The organism is Shewanella sp. MMG014 (assembly GCF_018100775.1).
Taxonomy (GTDB): domain Bacteria; phylum Pseudomonadota; class Gammaproteobacteria; order Enterobacterales; family Shewanellaceae; genus Shewanella; species Shewanella japonica.
In genome coordinates, this window is the sequence record NZ_JAGJDZ010000003.1 from 123903 (window position 1) to 141674 (window position 17772).

Here is a 17772-nt window from a genome sequence, read left to right on the forward strand (position 1 = left end):
ATTTTAACGTAATCTGTTTTATTTCGGGAAATTTCTGCGCGATTTCACAATATTGAAATAAGAACAAAGTACGGGGGCTTTTTTATTCTATAAAACCCTTGACCTTGGATTAAACTCCAAGGTTTATAATGATGACATTACACTGATATAGATTCTAACTTTACAGGTAACGATATGTATCGAATTGGTGAGCTCGCGACGTTATTTGATGTGAAAACGGATACGCTTCGTTTTTATGAAAAACATGGTTTATTAGCCCCTTCGAATCGTTCTGATTCTGGCTATCGACTGTATAACCAAGACGATGCCGAGAAGCTGCGATTTATCATTCGAGCTAAAGCAGTGGGCTTTAGTTTAAGTGATATTGCTGAGTTGTTGTCTATTGAACTGGATAAGTCCAATTGGGCTTGTGCTGATGTTAAAGGCATGGTCGATATCAAGTTGGAGCAAGTACAAGCAAAGATAGCGGAGCTGGAGTTCTTTGCGAGTTCGTTGAGTAAATTGTCAGAGGCATGTTGTGGCGGGCCTGAAAGCGCCGAACACTGCTCTATATTAGAAGCATTAGAGTCATCAGATAAAGAATTACAGCCAAAATCTGAACATCAAGCTGTAGTACACAATCCTTAGTGGCAAGAAATAGTGGGGCAAGAGATGTTATTCACTAACTTTGTAGAATTATTTTTAGAGTCAGCGCCTTGGTTATTACTTGGCTTGGTGTTAGCCGGATTATTAAAAGTGTTTGTGCCAATGGCATGGATGCAAAAGCAATTAGGTGGTCATGGGGTTAAAACCGTGGTTAAAGCTGCCGTTATTGGTGCGCCGTTGCCACTTTGTTCATGTGGGGTTATTCCTGCTGCAGTAGGGCTTCGCCGCAGCGGTGCTTCTAAGGCAGCTACCACTTCATTTTTAGTGTCGACGCCAGAAACCGGAGTTGATTCTGTGACAGTTTCTTATGTTTTACTTGGGCCTTTTATGGCAATCATTCGTCCTATTGCTGCAATTACCAGTGCCGTTGTGGCAGGGTTATTGGTTGGTCGAGATGATAAAGATGAGGTGAGTGAGGCTAAGGCTTCATCAAAGGTTGCAAAAAATGCTGAAGAGAATGATTTAGGTACCGCGGGTGAAGTGGTGTCCTCATGCTGTAGTTCAAAAGCCGCTGAGGTTAAGGCTCCTGAAACAAGCTGTTGTAGTTCTAAGGCGCAAAGTAAACCGGCATCAAGCAGTTGCTGTTCTAGCAACAAAGACAACGTTGAAGCGATCCCGAGCACGAGTAGTTGTTGCGGGGGTAAGACAGATAATACAATTAACGAAAAAGTGGCTACAGTTGCTAAAAGCTGCTGTGCCACTAAGACAGATCACGCTGCAGTCAGTGACAACAATGACACGCATGAACATGCGGCTGAAAGCTGCTGCGAGTCAACAAAAGATATGGCGACAGAGCTAAAAAACGAGTCAGTATTGTCAAGGATTAAGTCAGGTTTGCATTACGCGGCAACGGATTTAGTGAGAGACACGACGATGTGGTTGTTAGTCGGTCTATTTTTTGCTGCGTTAGTACAAACGTTTGTTCCTGGTGACTTTTTAGCAAAATGGGGTGACGGGATTTTAGCTATGTTGGTGATGGTGTTGATATCTGTCCCTATGTACATTTGTGCTACAGCCTCAACACCGATTGCGGCAGGTTTACTATTAGCTGGTGTGTCACCAGGGGCTGTATTGGTCTTTATGATGGCAGGGCCTGCAACCAATATTGCCACTTTAGGTGTTGTTACCAAAGAGCTAGGTAAGCGCGCATTATTTGGCTATTTAGGCGGGGTGTTGGGCGTAGCGTTAAGTTTTGGTGTCTTAGTCAATTATCTTGTGGAGCACTTTGGTTTTGTTGTCATGCCGCAAATTGGTGAAGAACATGAGTTATTACCTCACTTTGTTACTACGGGATCTGGGATTGTATTGGCCTTGTTAATGGCAAAAGTTATTTATGATAAGTTACCGAAAAAAAGCTTGCGACGAGACTGCTGTTCGTAAGTTATTTGTTTTACTTTAGCAATAGAAAAGGCCCTCAGGGCCTTTTTTATTAACTGAACCTTAAGTCTAATGCATTGATTGATACAGCTTGTTACGTAGTTTGCGTGTAAATAACGAGCAGGTTGAGGAATGATTTTTAATTGTTAATATCAGCTCTAGCTAAACTAGATCTGGCTCAAGGTTTTAATTTAAAGAATATTGAAATTGTTAACGTTCAGATCTTACGTGACATGAATCACTCATAAAGTTTGGGTTAATACCTAACATGATTCCGAGCTACCTCAATGGTGGTATAAGAAATTGGAGTGATGATGAAACATTTAACGAAACGCAAACTAGCATTCGTTATCGCAGCAGCAATGGGGATTGCAGGCTGTGGTAGCGATGGAAAAGATGGCGAAGATGGCGTAACGCCACCACCACCATCAGCAGAAACCTCAGAGATTACTAATGTCGACGTTATTCACCATGAAATTGGTGATGGCAAAGTAACTTTTGAATTCCAAATCACAAACGAAAAAGACATGCTAATTGTTGGCTTAGAAAAAGCGAACGCAGAATTAGCGGCGATGACTGACAAAGGTATTGCTCGTAGTCGTGATGATTTCGAAGGAACTATCGTTGGTGGTAGTGCAAGCGAGTCAACTGAAGGTGCTAGCTTAACAGTACTTGAAAACGGTAATTATGAGTTTGTTGCACCTATGCCAAATGTTGAAGCGGGTACTGAAGGTATTATTCGCTTAGCTGTAGGTGGTGGTGATTTAATTGCTAAGTCTCGTTACATTGTAGTGAGCAAGCCTGAAAACGTGCACACAACGACGACTGAAACATGTCAGTCTTGTCACGTTGACTTCCATGCATCAGATATTAAGCATTCAAGCTACACAGCAATCGATACTGAAGGCGAAACTGATTTAGTCGCGGGTTGTTTAGTTTGTCACAATAACGTAACTAAACTAGATGGCGGCTACGCTACTAACACAATGCAGAAGCTTGGTCATATCAATCACAATGCGTTTGAAAAAGACTTCACTGCTACTAACTGTTATACCTGTCACGCAGAGCCAGTGATTAACACAAGCATCGCGGGTAACGGTTGTAGCGATTGTCATACCACTGATATGTCTGACAACATGGCATTATTAGCTGCAAACAATGACTTTGATGCACGTGAATTCCACACTAAATCTGAAAAGATTGGTATTGATGAACGTCAAACCATTCGTGAAGAGCACAGCACGTCATTATCTGCTGTTTACATGAATGATATCGGTGAATACTGTACTGATTTAACCTTATTCAAAGGCGAAGAAGTACTGGATATTGAAGCGCTATATACTGATGGCACATTAACTTACGCAAGCACATACCTACATGGCTATAACAATGATTCAATTGTTGGTCGTGAGTCAAATTCTTATGAAGAGTCATACAAAGGCGACGGTACTAAAACCTTCTGTCACCCATCGCTAGACTTGAACGCACCACAAATTATGGCAAGCTCTCGTGTCACCTTTAATCATGGTGAAGATGCTTCTTATGACGGTGTTTCATTCACTAGTTACTCGCCAGTAGCTGAGTTAGCTGATCTGAACAATGTGACTGATTATGCTCGCCGTCATGCTGTGACAAACGATAGCTGTACAACTTGTCACAACAACGAAACTAACTACCACAAAAATGGTAGCTATGCTGAAGGTGGCTTAGATTGTGTTGCTTGTCATAACAACGGCCAAGATCGTAGTGCAAAAAATTCTGCACCAGGCTTCGGTCCAATGGTTCACAGCATGCACTGGGGAGTGGGTAGTTCGGCAGTAACAGGTGAACCAAACTCTGCGACAGAATTAAACGCTGATAACTGTGTATCTTGTCACGCTGAGGGTATCTCATTAGCTGAAATTCCTAACCAATATATGCTTTCTAAAGCATTTAATGGTGGTAATTCAGGTGTGATGACGAGTCCAGTTACTGCGAACTGTTATGCATGTCATGATAGCGCAACTGCACTTAACCATATGGAACAAAATGGCGGTGAGCTAAATGTTGAAGCGGGTACTAATTGGTACACAAATGGTACTTCTGAGTCTTGTGCAACTTGTCACGACACTGGTAAGTCAATGGGTATCGACAAGTTCCATAACTTTGAACGTTAATCACTGACATTTTATAGCTTGCGATATTATCTGGCCCTGCAAAGCTCAATATCGCAATCATAAATAATAAAAAGCCACTAGAAATAGTGGCTTTTTTCATTTTTGCTTTTCTATTTCATCTGTCAATTGGCAGGTTTGAATTTCATATTCTATTCTTCTTCGGTGCTTGCTAAAGCAACATAATGTCATTGACTGATTTTTGAGCTCAACTTTAAACCTTAAAATTAACTTAATTTAAACTTAATTGTAATTTCAGTTATAGAGTAAATAGGCCTTTACTTACTATAAATGCGGGTTAAGCTGCTGAATAATAAGGTTTAATTTATTTGTTAAATTATTTAATTAGTTGTAAATCCTTTTAAAACAATGGTTTAGCCTGCTGTTGCCATTGTTGTTATTTATATAAGGATGTAGTTATTTAGATCTGAGTCAAACTTTGAACATTAAAAAGTGTTAATCAGCTTCGTGTTAATTCAGTCGTGATCATTGTCACTATTTAGCGAGCAAGAAATGCCTAGTATAAAAATAGACCTGTACCTACAAAGTGGTAATGGGCAATAGGAGATGATGATGAAGCATTTAACGAAAAGAAGATTAGCTTTCGTTGTCGCGGCTGCAATGGGGATTGCAGGTTGTGCTGATGACGGTAAAGATGGTGCTGATGGCGAAGATGGTGCACCGGGTGAACCCGCTACTCCACCAGTTACTGAAGTGTCTACAGTAACCAATGTTGAGTATATTGCTCATATGGTTGAAGAAGGCCAAGTGACAGTAGAGTTTAACTTAACTGATGAAGATGGCGTTGCGATTACGGGTCTTGAAAATGCAGGTATTTACTTAGCTGCTAAGACAGATCGCGGTATTCAACGTAGCCGTGACGGTAGTGTCGGTGGTAGTGCAACGTTTGGTGGCGATAATGCTACTGAAGGTGCAACTATTACAGAAGTTGACAGCGGGCAATATAAGCTCGTTGCTCCAATGGCAGCTGTACAAGCAGATACAGAAGGATTAATTCGCTTACAAGTGGGCGGTGGCGATATTGCTGATTCACCGTATATCATTATTGATAAGCCAGAAATGACCCACACCTCAACAACTGAAACTTGTTATTCATGTCACGTTGATTACGCCACCTCAGATATTAAGCATGCGAAATATGTCGCACAAAACATTGATGGCGAAGTTGATTTTGTTGGTGGCTGTATGGTGTGCCACAACAATGTTCCACGTGATGTTGCTGAAGATGGTACCTCACTTGATACCGGTGGGTATGCGAAAAATACCATGCAAAAGCTTGGTCACATTAATCACCAAAAATTTGAAAAAGATTTTACCCCAACTAACTGTTACACCTGTCACGCAGAGCCTGTGATGAATACCAGTATTGCTGGTAATGGTTGTTCAGATTGTCATACATCTGATGGTTCAGGTGCTGCCACTGTATTAGCCGATGATTTTGATGCTCGTGAGTTCCATTTCCAATCTTCTAAAATTGGTTTAGAAGAGCGTAAAGAAATTCGTGCAAATCATTACACTACAACTAGTGCGCCATACTTTAATCCTACAATGGATGAGTGGATTGATCACAAAGATGTTGCTTGGACATCAGGTTACTGTGTTGATATCGCATTGTTTGATAACTCTGGTGAAACACCGGTGCAATTAAACATTGGTGAAATGTATGCTGCGCATGAAGTTGTTTATGGTGGTGCTTACATTAACAACTACTACAATGATTCTATTGTTGCACGTGTTATTGGTCATGGTTCAGAAGGCTACATTGAAAATGCTGATGGCTCACGTTCAGTATGTTACGGCGCGCTAACTGCGGGTTATGAACTTGCTAACTTGTCTGCCAGCTCACGTATTACGATTGCTGATACCAATTGGATTGATAGCGATAATGAATACGGTGTGTCTTTCACTGGATACAGTGATGTAGTTGACCCAATCAACTTTGAAAAAGTACAAGATTGGGGTCGTCGTCATACTATCGATGAAAACAGCTGTACGACTTGTCACAACAACGACACTAACTACCATAAGAGCGGTAGCTACGGTGACGGCGGTTTAGATTGTGTTGCTTGTCATAACAATGGTCAAGATCGCACAGGCGCATTGTCTGGTCCTGGTTTCGGCCCAATGGTTCACAGCATGCACTGGGGTGTTGGTAACGAGTTAGGTGATAAAGCGCCAGAAGCGAACTCAGCAGCAAGCTTGAATGCCGATAACTGTGTCTCTTGTCATGCTGATGGTGTAAGCCTAGCTGATGTACCTAACCAATACATGCTTTCTAAAGCGTATAACGGCGGTACTGCTGGTGTAATGACGAGCCCTATCACTGCAAACTGTTTTGCATGTCATAACTCTGATTCAGCGTTAAGCCACATGGAGCAAAATGGTGGTGAGTTGAATGTACCATCAACGACAGAATGGTTCACTGAAGGTACTTCAGAGTCTTGTGCAACATGTCATGATACTGGTAAGTCATTCGGTATTGATAAGTTCCATAACTTTGAACGCTAAGAGTAACTTAACGACAATGTTATCCCTGCTAAGATAATTGTCATAAGTTGAAAAAAGCCACTATTTTATATAGTGGCTTTTTTATTGGTTAACGGGTCAAAAAACGAGGTTAATTTAGTATTTAAAGGTAATAATGCTTATGTTTTTATTGCTATTTACACTCGTTGTTTATTACATTTTTTAGTTTCTTTTTGATACAAGTGTATAATTTTAAGAGAGTTATATTGTTCTTGTATTTCCAGTAATCAAATTACAGATAAGTTGATTCTGATTTCATTCATAATTTAATCACAAAGGCTGTTTTCTGCTGTTTAATCAATAAATTTTCGTGAGCTTAATCACTCCAGATAAAGCGGTTAGTCCCTACTATGCCAATCAGGTGTTTACCTAAAAAGTAGTAATTAAACTATTCGGAGTGATGATGAAACATTTAACGAAACGCAGATTAGCCTTCGTTGTTGCAGCAGCGATGGGGATTGCTGGTTGTGCTGATGATGGAAAAGACGGTGCAGATGGCGCACCAGGTGAACCAGGTCCAGGACCTAATCCACCAGTAACAGAATCCGCTGATATTACCCATATCACTATGATTTCGCATGCGATTGAGGAAGGCCAAGTTCGCTACGAATTTGAAGTGACGAACGAAGATGGCGTTTTAGTCAATGGTTTAGGTAAAGCAGAAGCTAAATTTGCTGAAAAAACTGACCGTGGTGTGGTGTTAAATCGTGATGGCAATGTCGGTGGCTATACAGATTCCACTAAAGAAGGGTCATCATTAACAGCTATCGGTGATGGGCATTATGAGTTTATTGCTGCTATGCCAGCTGTGACGGCTGCCTCAGAGGGTATTGTTTGGTTACGTGTAGGCGGAGATAGCGAAACAGAAATCGCTCGTTCACAGCCTATGGTGGTGGATAAGCCTGAAATGATCCATACCAGCACGACAGAAACCTGTTATAGCTGTCACGTGGATTATGGCACTTCTAGCATGAAGCATCCTAGCTACACAGCAATTAATGTTGAAGGCGAGGTCGATTTCGTTGCAGGCTGTTTAGTGTGTCATAACAATGTGTCTCGCGCTGAAGAAAATGGCGGATATGCCACCAATACATTACAGAAAATCGGTCACGTGAATCATCAGAAGTTTGAAAAAGACTTTGAGGTTGCTAACTGTTATACCTGTCATGCTGAGCCAGTGATTAATACCAGTATTGCAGGAAATGGTTGTAGCGATTGTCACTCAACAGATGCTGCTAGCGGCATTGTGATGGCGATGAATGACTTTGATGCCCGTGAATTCCATGCATCACTTTCAGGTATCGGTTTAGTTGAACGACAAGCTGATAGAAATGACCATTCTACAGTCCTATCTGATATCTACACTACGGACTCTGGTGTTACCTATTGTACCGATCTTAGCCTTTACCAAGGCGAAAGCATGTTAGATATCGAAACGCTTTATAATGATGGAACATTAAGCTATGCAGGCGGTTACATGCATGGTTATAACAATAAATCTATCATTGGCCGTGAAAGCAACTCTTATGAAGCCAGCTTTAAAGGCGATGGTACTAAAACCATGTGTTATGCCGCATCAAGTTTTGGTATCAATGCACCACAAATTATGGCGAGCTCTCGCGTCACATTTGCTCACGGTGATGATCCTTCATATGACGGTGTGACATTTACCAGTTACTCTCCTGTGTTTGCTATCGCTGATGGAGAAGTGACTGATTATGACCGTCGCCATGCAGTGACAACTGATAGTTGTAGTACCTGTCATAATAACGAGACTAATTACCATAAAAATGGTGGATACAGTGAAGGCGGTTACGACTGTGTAGCATGTCATAACAATGGTCAAGACCGTAACTCAGCAGGTTCGGCTCCAGGCTTTGGTCCTATGGTCCATAGCATGCACTGGGGTGTAGGTAGTGAGTTACTTAAGACTGATGAAGACGGTAATCCTATCCCTAACTCTGCAACAGAGTTAAATGCGGATAACTGTGTTTCTTGTCACGCTGATGGTATTGATTTATATGCAATACCTAATCAATACATGCGCGCTAAAGCCTTCCACGGTGGTGATAATACTAAAATGGCTAGCCCAATCACTGCCAACTGTTACGCTTGTCATGATTCAGCTTCTGCGCTGAATCATATGGAGCAAAACGGTGGTGAGATTGACGCTGAAGTTGTAGCTGATTGGTATTTACAACCTACAATGGAATCTTGTTCAACGTGTCACGCCGAAGGTAAATCATTTGGTATTGATAAGTTCCATGTATTTGAACGTTAATGACGGTAAAGTGAGTCAGTGCCTGCAAGCTGACTAACTAGAACGTTTCATTTAACAGTCAGTGTTAAACAAAAGAGCCACTCAAATGAGTGGCTCTTTTTATACGTAATAAGCTATGTAATAACGCGGCTTGTATAAAATATGAAGAATAAATTTCAGTTCAATGACGACAGAATTATCTTAATATGACACTCTTTATTCACATAACAAGCATTACAATTATTTACTGAAAATAATATTTAACTTTTCTGCAAGACGGATCCCTGCTTGCTGTAAACGTAATTCAACTGTTGGCGTATGATCGAAAATATACTGCCAGCGTAAGTCTGGTTGGTCGTCGCGGTTTTTTTCTAATTCATAGGTTGCTTCACGCAATGTTTTTGACTCATCAGCCCAGTCATAATAGCTTTTTCCGACCCAACTCTTGATGTCTTTATCTGAGATACGTTCAATGAATTTTGTGTATTCGGTGTAGCTAAGCTGTTTATGATCAATCAGCTTACTATCCCAAACACTATGCAAGTTTGTGTCTTCACCAAACCATTTTAACTTGACCTTATTACCGCCATGATCGTGGCTATGGCCAACATGTAATGGCTGATGAATATCACCGACAAAGTGAACGTAAAATGCTAATGCGTCACGCTTATCTTTATTGCTAACTTTAGGATCCTTCAACACTTTTTCAAAACGCTCAAGGCTTTCAATAATATCGCCTTTCGGGTTTCTTTTGACTGTGTCCCAAGTTTCGTCGTCAGCAATTGATACATAGTGCCATGGTGATGCGTGATGCCAGTTTTTATCTGAACGGATTTCATCTGGCCAGGTCGACATTTGTGCTAAAGATTCACCTTGCGTTATTTGATTGATTTTATCTTGTGCGACAGCAGAAAGGTTGTTTTGTGCTAACTCTCCAATAATACGGTGACCATTTTGGCCCCAAGCATGAACTGGTGAGCTGACAAGGCTACTGAGCGCAAGTGTTGCACTGAAAAGAATTACTGCAGGTTTCATTATTATTATTCCAAAAGCGATTTAACAGGCTTTGACCCTAGTACGGCATGCTAAATCGAGTGAGTGAGGTCGTTTTATCATATATTTTTCAAATTAAATTTTTGTGACAAAACAACCATGAACCCTTACCAAGTAAGGGGTTGGTTAAATTTGTGAAGCAAATTTGACGCAAATAGTTTAGATATTGTTGAAAAATAGTTCAAGAATGACATGATTTTGAAACAAATTGGTTATAAAATCCGCCCTGAAGTTTTTACTCTACGGCTTCATATTAAAAGCTAGCTTAACTAGCAAACAAATTAAAATATAAAAGTATTTCAGGGGTCTGAAAATGTTAAACAATAAAATCAGTCGCTTAGCGCTAGCGACTTGCTTTGCTATGGGTGTTTCTCTACCTGCCATGGCAGCCGATACTGCATCAAATATCCGAGGTCAGATTGTTGGCCCTCAAGGAAATGCTGTAACAGATGCAACAATTACTATCATTCATGAACCAACAGGCACCGTTACTGAGCTTGCTGTTGGTGCTGACGGTACGTTTGCTGCTCGTGGTCTTCGTGTTGGTGGTCCATATATCATTAAAGTAGATTCAGAAGAATTTGCGGATGATTTAGAGCAAGACTTATTTTTAAATGTTGGTGAAACCTTACGTTATAACCGTACTCTTCAAGCTGAAGGTGATATGGAGCGTATCGGTGTTGTGGGCAATGCAAACTATTACCGCAGTGCTGGAAGCAACAGCGAATTTGGTGCTAAGGATATTGCTAACTCTCCAGGTATTAACCGTGACCTTAAAGACGTATTACGTCAAAATCCAATGGCTGTTGTAGGTACTGATGGTATCTCAATGAGTGTTGCGGGTATTAACCCACGCTTTAACACGTTCGTTGTTGATGGTGTATCTCAAAACGATGACTTTGGCTTAAACTCAAACGGTTACCCAACTCAACGCTCTCCTATCTCAATTGATGCGGTAGAAAGTGTTGCATTAAACACATCTCCTTTTTCTGCTCGTACAGGTGGCTTCTCTGGCGCACAAGTTAACGTAGTGACAAAATCAGGTACGAATGAGTTAGCTGGTACTGTTTTTTGGGAAACGACTAACGATAGCATGGCTGGCGACGGTAAAGACCAAGAAACGGGTGAAAAATTAAAGCAAGATTTTGAAGAAACAACATTTGGTGCGACTGTTGGTTTCCCATTAATTAAAGACACATTATTCTTCTTTGGTTCATATGAAAACTTTGACGCTCCACAAGCGGCTGAGTGGGGACCAGCTGGGGCAGGTTTTGCTAACGACTCTCGTGTAACACAAGAAGAGTTAGACAGAATTACCAGTATTTCTAACAGTGTTTATGGTCTAGATAACATTGGTGGTTACAGCTCAACTCCACAAGAAAAAGATGAAAAAATCTTAGCAAAAGTGGATTGGAACATTAACGATGAACATCGTGCTTCTTTCACTTATCAAAATACTGTTGGTAACTTAACTAACAAAGTATCTGACGATGAGTCTTCACTTAACTTATCAAGCTACTGGTACGATAAAGAAGAAGAGTTAGAGTCTTATGCAGCAACGGTTTACAGTGACTGGACAGATTCATTTACTACTGAAATCAAATTAGCTTATAAAGATACGACAAGTAACTCTAACCCTGTTGATAACATCGGCATTGGTCAAGTTAATGTACGTACTGGCAGTGGTGATGTTAACTTCGGTACTGAGCGTTCTCGTCAATCAAATCAATTAAATAACCAAAATTTAGAGCTTCGTTTTGTGGGTGATTACTACCTAGATGAGCACACCATTGGTTTTGGTTTCCAGTATAACGACATCGAAGTGTTCAACTTGTTTGCTCAAGACACTATGGGGTCATGGGATTTCGATTCAATTGATGATTTCGAAAATGGTGTTGTTGATCGTTTCCGTTATCAAAATGCTGAATCAGGCAACTCAAACGATGTTGCTGCTAACTTCACAATGGAAACGTTAGCATTATTTGTTGAAGATACTTGGGAAATTAACGCTGACTTAGAAATGACCTTTGGTATGCGTTATGAAACCATCACCATGTCTGAGTCTCCGGCATTAAACCAAAATTTCGTTGACCGTTACGGTTTTGCAAACAACGAGACAATGGATGGTAAAGATATCTGGTTACCACGTATCGGTTTGACTTACGTCTTATCTGACGATGTTACTTTACGTGGTGGTGTTGGTCGTTACAGTGGCGGTTACCCAACAGTTTGGATGTCTAACAGCTTCTCAAATGACGGTAACAGCTTATTAAGCTTCAACGATGGTTGGAATACCGATTGGGGTACGCCTGATTTTGGTAATGTACCAAGCGAAGCTCAAGATGGTCTTGTTGGTGGCGATGGTAACACTAACTCATTAGATCCAAACTTCGATCTTCCTTCAGATTGGCGTGCAAGCATCGGTTTTGACAGTACTTGGGACTTCGGTGCTCTAGGTCAAGACTGGTTCTTTGGTGGTGAGTTCTTATATATCCAAAAAGAAAATGACGTAGCTTGGGTTGATTTAGCACGTCGTGAAGTTGGAACAGATTCAACAGGCCGTGTGATTTACGAAACGTGGGATCCATTAGCAAACAATGGCGCAGGTGGAAACACTGAACGTTATGACTTAATGCTAACTAATGCAGAAGAAGATGGTAAGAGCCAGACATTAAGCTTCACCCTAGCGAAAAACTGGGACATGGGTCTTAATATGCGCTTAGGTTATGCCTACAACTCTGTTGATGAAGGTAACCAAGGTTCGTCTTCAACAGCGACATCTAACTACCAATACCCGATTACTCAGTATGACCGTAACGGTACAACAATTGGCCCTGGTTACTATGAAACACCACATCGTTTCACCTTTAGTTTAGGTTATGATGTTGAGTTTGTTGCGGGTTACAACTCAAGCTTCAACATGTTCTATGAAGCACGTGAAGGCCGTCCTATGACTTGGGTTCTAGGTTCGCACAATGACCGTGGTTTCGGTGACCAAGGTTCATTTGCCTACTCTGATGCATACCTTCCATACATTCCAACAGGTGCTGATGATGCCAATGTTGAATATGCTGGTGGCTTAACTTACGAAGACTTTAAAGCAGCTATTGATGAAATTGGTCTAAGTGAATACGCCGGCGGTATCGCACCTAAGGGTACTGATAACCAACCTTGGGTTCACCAGTTAGATTTCCGCTTCACTCAAGAGCTACCTGGCTTCCTAGAAGATCATAAAGGTATCTTGTACTTTGACGTGAAAAACGTACTTAATCTAATGAATGACGATTGGGGTGTTGTTGAGTATCAATCATTTGGTAGCAAAATCCTAGTTGACCATAACTACAATGCTGACACGGGTGTATACACTTACTCAGTGCCTTATGGCCAAGATGGTATCGAAACAGCTAACCAAAATACTTATGATATTAATAAGTCTGCTTGGCAGTTAAAAGTGGGTGTTAAATACCAGTTCTAATTTGAGCATATTTAACGTTTAAAAATACCGAGCTTAGGCTCGGTATTTTTTTGCCTATCACTAAAGGTTGTTACTGGTCGGTGGGTTATTTGTTTTTTATTTGTTCGCGTATTGAGGTTTATTTGTTTGCCTGTTGATGCTTATTTGTTTGTTTTTTTGAAGTGTTAAAAAACTTTTTAACCTAATTAATTTGCTTTTTATTGCCTCAGTTTTTAAAAAAATCATACCCCTCTCACAAGATTAACATTAGTTAACCTAGGTCTCATCGGGCTTTTAGTCAGATGCCGTTATTTCGGTGATGGTAAATTCGATATGTTAATTAACGCTTTGTAAATAGATGTACTTTGCCATTGATGCGTTTTGCTACAAATATGAAATGGCACTGAAATATATGCTTAATAGCATCCGCCCCTGAAGTTTTACTCTACAGCTTCATATAAGGCTAGACCAACTAGCTATATTATAATTTTTCAGGGGTCAGATAATGTTTAACCATAAAATTAGTCGCTTAGCGCTGGCGACTTGCTTTGCTTTAGGTGTCGTATCTCTACCAGCTACCGCATCGCAGACTGCATCTAACATTCGAGGCCACATTGTTGGCCCAATGGGTAATGCAGTTACCGATGCAACTATTACTATTATTCACGAGCCAACAGGTACCGTTACAGAAGTGCCAGTAGGCGCTGATGGTCAGTTTGCAGCCCGTGGTTTACGTGTTGGTGGTCCATACATTATTAAAGTCGGTTCTGATGAATTTGCCGATGATGTTGAGCAAGGTTTGTTTTTAAATGTAGGCGAAACACTGCGTTTTAATCGTGAATTAAAATCTGCTGCTGATATTGAGCGAATTGGGGTTGTGGGTAATGCCAACTACTACCGTTCAGCTGGCAGTAACAGTGAGTTTGGTGCTGACGATATTGCTAATTCACCTGGTATAAACCGTGACTTAAAAGATGTATTACGTCAAAACCCAATGGCAGTTGTGGGGAATGATGGTATCTCTATGAGTGTTGCGGGTATTAACCCTCGTTTTAACACCTTTGTGGTTGATGGCGTGTCTCAAAATGATGATTTTGGTTTAAATTCAAATGGTTACCCAACTCAGCGTTCTCCAATATCTATTGATGCTGTAGAGAGTGTTGCATTAAATACTTCGCCATTTACCGCGCGTAGTGGTGGTTTTTCTGGGGCACAAGTTAATGCGGTAACCAAGTCGGGTACCAACGAGCTATCGGGTACGATGTTTTGGGAAACCACCAATGACAGCATGGCAGGTGATGGTAAAGATCAAATCACTGGTGAAGCCTTAAAGCAGGATTTCGAAGAAACCACATTTGGTGGCACGATTGGCTTTCCTTTGATTAAAGACAAGCTATTCTTCTTCGGCTCTTACGAAAACTTTGATGCACCACAAGCGGCTGAATGGGGACCTGCAGGAGCGGGTTTCCCAAATGATTCTCGGGTAACACTTGAAGAATTAGAGCAGATTAATAGCATCGCTAGTAGCGTATATGGCCTTGATAATATTGGTAGTTATAACGCCACACCTCAAGAAAAAGATGAGAAGATTCTGGCTAAGTTAGACTGGAACATTAACGATGACCACCGTGCTTCTTTAACCTATCAAAAAACGGTCGGTAATATGACTAACCGTGTTTCTGATACCGAAGGTTACTTAAACTTATCAAGCTATTGGTACGATAAAGAAGAAGATTTCGAATCTTACGCTGCGATTGTATACAGTGACTGGAGCCATGACTTTACCACTGAATTTAAAGTCGCTTATAAAGATACTGTGAGTAATTCTAACCCTGTAGATAACTTAGGTATCGGTCAGGTTGCTGTAAAAACTGAAGGCGGTACAGTCACGTTCGGTACTGAACGTTCACGCCAATCTAATCAGTTAGATAACCAGAATTTAGAAGTGCGTTTTGTGGGTGATTATTACCTAGATGAGCATAAGATTGGTTTTGGTTTCCAGTACAACAGCATTGACGTCTTTAACCTGTTCGCTCAAGACACTATGGGTACATGGGATTTTGATTCTATCGAAGACTTCGAGCGTGGCATTGTTGATCGCTTCCGCTATCAAAATGCGTTATCAGGCAATCCAGATGATGTTGCCGCTCAATTTAACATGGAAACGCTGGCATTATTCCTAGAGGATACCTGGGAAATTAACTATGACTTAGAAATGACCTTTGGTGTGCGCTACGAAAGGATCATGATGTCAGACTCACCAGAGTTAAATAGCAACTTTGTTGATCGTTACGGCTTTGCTAATAACAGCACAATGGATGGCCTAGATATTTGGCTGCCACGGGTAGGATTAAATTACGTACTAACGGATGATGTGACATTACGTGGTGGCGTCGGTCGTTACAGCGGTGGTTACCCAACGGTTTGGATGTCGAATAGTTTCTCAAATGACGGCAACAGCTTATTAAGTTATACCGGCGGTTGGAACGATGCGTGGGGCACACCTGATTTTGGTAATGTTCCTGGTGAAGCGCAAGATGGCCTTGTGGGTGGAGACGGTAATACTAACTCACTTGACCCGAACTTTGAGTTACCATCAGATTGGCGCGTCAGTGTTGGCTTTGACAGTACTTGGGACTTAGGGGCCTTAGGTCAAGATTGGTTCTTTGGTGGTGAATTCCTCTACATCCAAAAAGAAAATGATGTAACTTGGGTTGATTTATCTCGCCGTAAAGTCAGAACTGATGATACTGGCCGTGTAATTTATGAAACCTGGGATCCATTAGCGAATAATGGACAAGGTGGACACACAGAGCGTTCAGATTTAATGCTCACTAATGCAGATACTGACGGCTCAAGCAAAACGTTAAGCTTTAGCTTGGCGAAGAATTGGGACATGGGTCTGAACATGCGCTTTGGTTATGCTTATAACCAAGTTGACGAAGGTAACCAAGGTTCATCTTCAACAGCAGGTTCAAACTATCAATACCCGATTGTTGGCGCAGATCGTAACGGCACCACTATGGGGCCAGGCTATTATGAAACGCCACATCGTTTCACTCTTAGCTTAGGTTACGACACTGAGTTATTTGCAGGTTATAACTCTAGCTTCAATATGTTCTATGAAGCACGCCAAGGTAACCCAATGAGCTGGGTATTAGGTTCGTATAATGACCGCGGATTTGGTGACCAAGGTGATTACGCCTACTCTGATGCATATCTACCGTATATTCCAACAGGTGCAGATGATGCCAATGTTGAATATGCTGGTGGCTTAACTTATGAAGAGTTTAAAAAGGCTATTGATGAGCTTGGGTTAGGTAAATACGCAGGCGGACTCATTGATAAAGGCACTCACAATCAACCTTGGGTACATCAATTAGACTTCCGTTTCACCCAAGAATTACCGGGCTTTACTCAAAAACATAAAGGCATGCTGTACTTCGATGTTAAGAACGTATTGAACTTGCTTAATGATGATTGGGGTAAGGTGCAATATCAAAGTTATGGCAACAAGGTGCTTGTTGATCACAGCTATGATGCAGAAACTGGTGTTTACACTTACTCAACTCCGTTTGGTCAAGACGGCATAGATACTTCCAACTTCAATACTTACGATATTAATCAGTCAGCATGGCAGATTAAGGTTGGAGTAAAATACATGTTCTAACAAGAACCTGTTGAAAAATACCGAGCTTAGGCTCGGTATTTTTTTGTGTTTTTGAACCTGATTTGTCCATTTAGTGATGCTGTTTATTCATGGTAAGCTTGAGATAAAATCATTAAGTGGTGATTAATCAGAATGTCGCAACTAGATACAACGCAGTGGAAATTACTTAGCTTTAATGAATTTAGCCTAGATGAGCTATACCAAGTATTAAAGCTGAGAGTTGACGTGTTTGTGGTTGAGCAAAACTGCCCTTATCCAGAACTGGATAATAAAGACAGGTTGCCTGGCGCTAAACACCTATTAGGACTCAATGCGCAAGGCGAACTGATTGCATATACAAGAATTTTACCCGCAGGCGTGAGTTACCCAGAGGCGAGTATTGGCAGAGTTATTATTGCTGAATCTGCACGCGGAAAGGGAATTGCCCATGCATTAATGCAACGGTCAATCGATGTGGTAAAGGACTTGTGGCCACAGGAAAATATTCAAATTGGCGCTCAGCAACATTTAAACCATTTTTACCAGCAGCAAGGGTTTATCAATAATTCAGAGATGTACCTTGAAGACGGCATCCCGCATATTGATATGTTACTCACTTTAAAACCTAGTTAAG

9 protein-coding genes are annotated in these 17772 nt (G+C 41.1%); 8 read left to right on the forward strand and 1 reads right to left on the reverse strand.

Features of this window, described 5'->3' with window-relative positions; all coding sequences use genetic code 11:
* Positions 1 to 174: 174 nt before the first annotated feature.
* The 5 genes from zntR to J8L86_RS05820 all read left to right on the forward strand — a co-directional run bounded on the left by zntR (position 175) and on the right by J8L86_RS05820 (position 9003).
* A complete protein-coding gene (gene zntR, locus J8L86_RS05800) occupies positions 175 to 627 on the forward strand; it encodes a Zn(2+)-responsive transcriptional regulator (RefSeq protein WP_211029296.1) in 453 nt (150 codons plus the stop codon).
* Positions 628 to 651: 24 nt separating this feature from the next.
* Complete coding sequence (locus tag J8L86_RS05805; protein WP_065109339.1) at positions 652 to 2025, forward strand: SO_0444 family Cu/Zn efflux transporter; 1374 nt, start codon at positions 652 to 654, stop codon at positions 2023 to 2025.
* 311 nt (positions 2026 to 2336) lie between these two features.
* Positions 2337 to 4178 (forward strand): hypothetical protein, encoded by a 1842-nt coding sequence (locus J8L86_RS05810; RefSeq protein WP_211029298.1) that lies wholly within the window; start codon positions 2337 to 2339, stop codon positions 4176 to 4178.
* A 570-nt stretch (positions 4179 to 4748) separates the two neighbouring features.
* Positions 4749 to 6704 (forward strand): hypothetical protein, encoded by a 1956-nt coding sequence (locus J8L86_RS05815; protein ID WP_065109341.1) that lies wholly within the window; start codon positions 4749 to 4751, stop codon positions 6702 to 6704.
* Positions 6705 to 7125: 421 nt separating this feature from the next.
* Entirely contained in the window at positions 7126 to 9003 is a 1878-nt protein-coding gene (locus J8L86_RS05820) for a cytochrome c3 family protein (RefSeq protein ID WP_211029300.1), read from the forward strand.
* Positions 9004 to 9222: 219 nt separating this feature from the next.
* Here J8L86_RS05820 and J8L86_RS05825 read toward each other — a convergent pair whose 3' ends face one another.
* A complete protein-coding gene (locus J8L86_RS05825) occupies positions 9223 to 10017 on the reverse strand; it encodes a S1/P1 nuclease (RefSeq protein WP_211029302.1) in 795 nt (264 codons plus the stop codon).
* A gap of 331 nt (positions 10018 to 10348) precedes the next feature.
* Between J8L86_RS05825 and J8L86_RS05830 the strand changes: the two genes are divergently transcribed.
* The 3 genes from J8L86_RS05830 to J8L86_RS05840 all read left to right on the forward strand — a co-directional run bounded on the left by J8L86_RS05830 (position 10349) and on the right by J8L86_RS05840 (position 17771).
* Positions 10349 to 13510: a TonB-dependent receptor gene (locus J8L86_RS05830; RefSeq protein WP_080916927.1), complete on the forward strand. Its 3162-nt coding sequence runs from the start codon at positions 10349 to 10351 to the stop codon at positions 13508 to 13510.
* A 484-nt stretch (positions 13511 to 13994) separates the two neighbouring features.
* Positions 13995 to 17159 (forward strand): TonB-dependent receptor, encoded by a 3165-nt coding sequence (locus tag J8L86_RS05835; RefSeq protein WP_211029303.1) that lies wholly within the window; start codon positions 13995 to 13997, stop codon positions 17157 to 17159.
* Positions 17160 to 17291: 132 nt separating this feature from the next.
* Positions 17292 to 17771 (forward strand): GNAT family N-acetyltransferase, encoded by a 480-nt coding sequence (locus tag J8L86_RS05840; RefSeq protein WP_211029305.1) that lies wholly within the window; start codon positions 17292 to 17294, stop codon positions 17769 to 17771.
* Position 17772: the final 1 nt, after the last annotated feature.

Excerpts from the sequence above, each read along its gene's own strand:
- J8L86_RS05815 (WP_065109341.1), top strand. The coding sequence starts at position 4,749 with ATGAAGCATTTAACGAAAAGAAGATTAGCTTTCGTTGTCGCGGCTGCA.
- J8L86_RS05820 (WP_211029300.1), top strand. The coding sequence starts at position 7,126 with ATGAAACATTTAACGAAACGCAGATTAGCCTTCGTTGTTGCAGCAGCG.
- zntR (WP_211029296.1), top strand. The coding sequence starts at position 175 with ATGTATCGAATTGGTGAGCTCGCGACGTTATTTGATGTGAAAACGGAT.
- J8L86_RS05810 (WP_211029298.1), top strand. The coding sequence starts at position 2,337 with ATGAAACATTTAACGAAACGCAAACTAGCATTCGTTATCGCAGCAGCA.
- J8L86_RS05840 (WP_211029305.1), top strand. The coding sequence starts at position 17,292 with ATGTCGCAACTAGATACAACGCAGTGGAAATTACTTAGCTTTAATGAA.
- J8L86_RS05805 (WP_065109339.1), top strand. The coding sequence starts at position 652 with ATGTTATTCACTAACTTTGTAGAATTATTTTTAGAGTCAGCGCCTTGG.
- J8L86_RS05835 (WP_211029303.1), top strand. The coding sequence starts at position 13,995 with ATGTTTAACCATAAAATTAGTCGCTTAGCGCTGGCGACTTGCTTTGCT.
- J8L86_RS05830 (WP_080916927.1), top strand. The coding sequence starts at position 10,349 with ATGTTAAACAATAAAATCAGTCGCTTAGCGCTAGCGACTTGCTTTGCT.
- J8L86_RS05825 (WP_211029302.1), bottom strand. The coding sequence starts at position 10,017 with ATGAAACCTGCAGTAATTCTTTTCAGTGCAACACTTGCGCTCAGTAGC.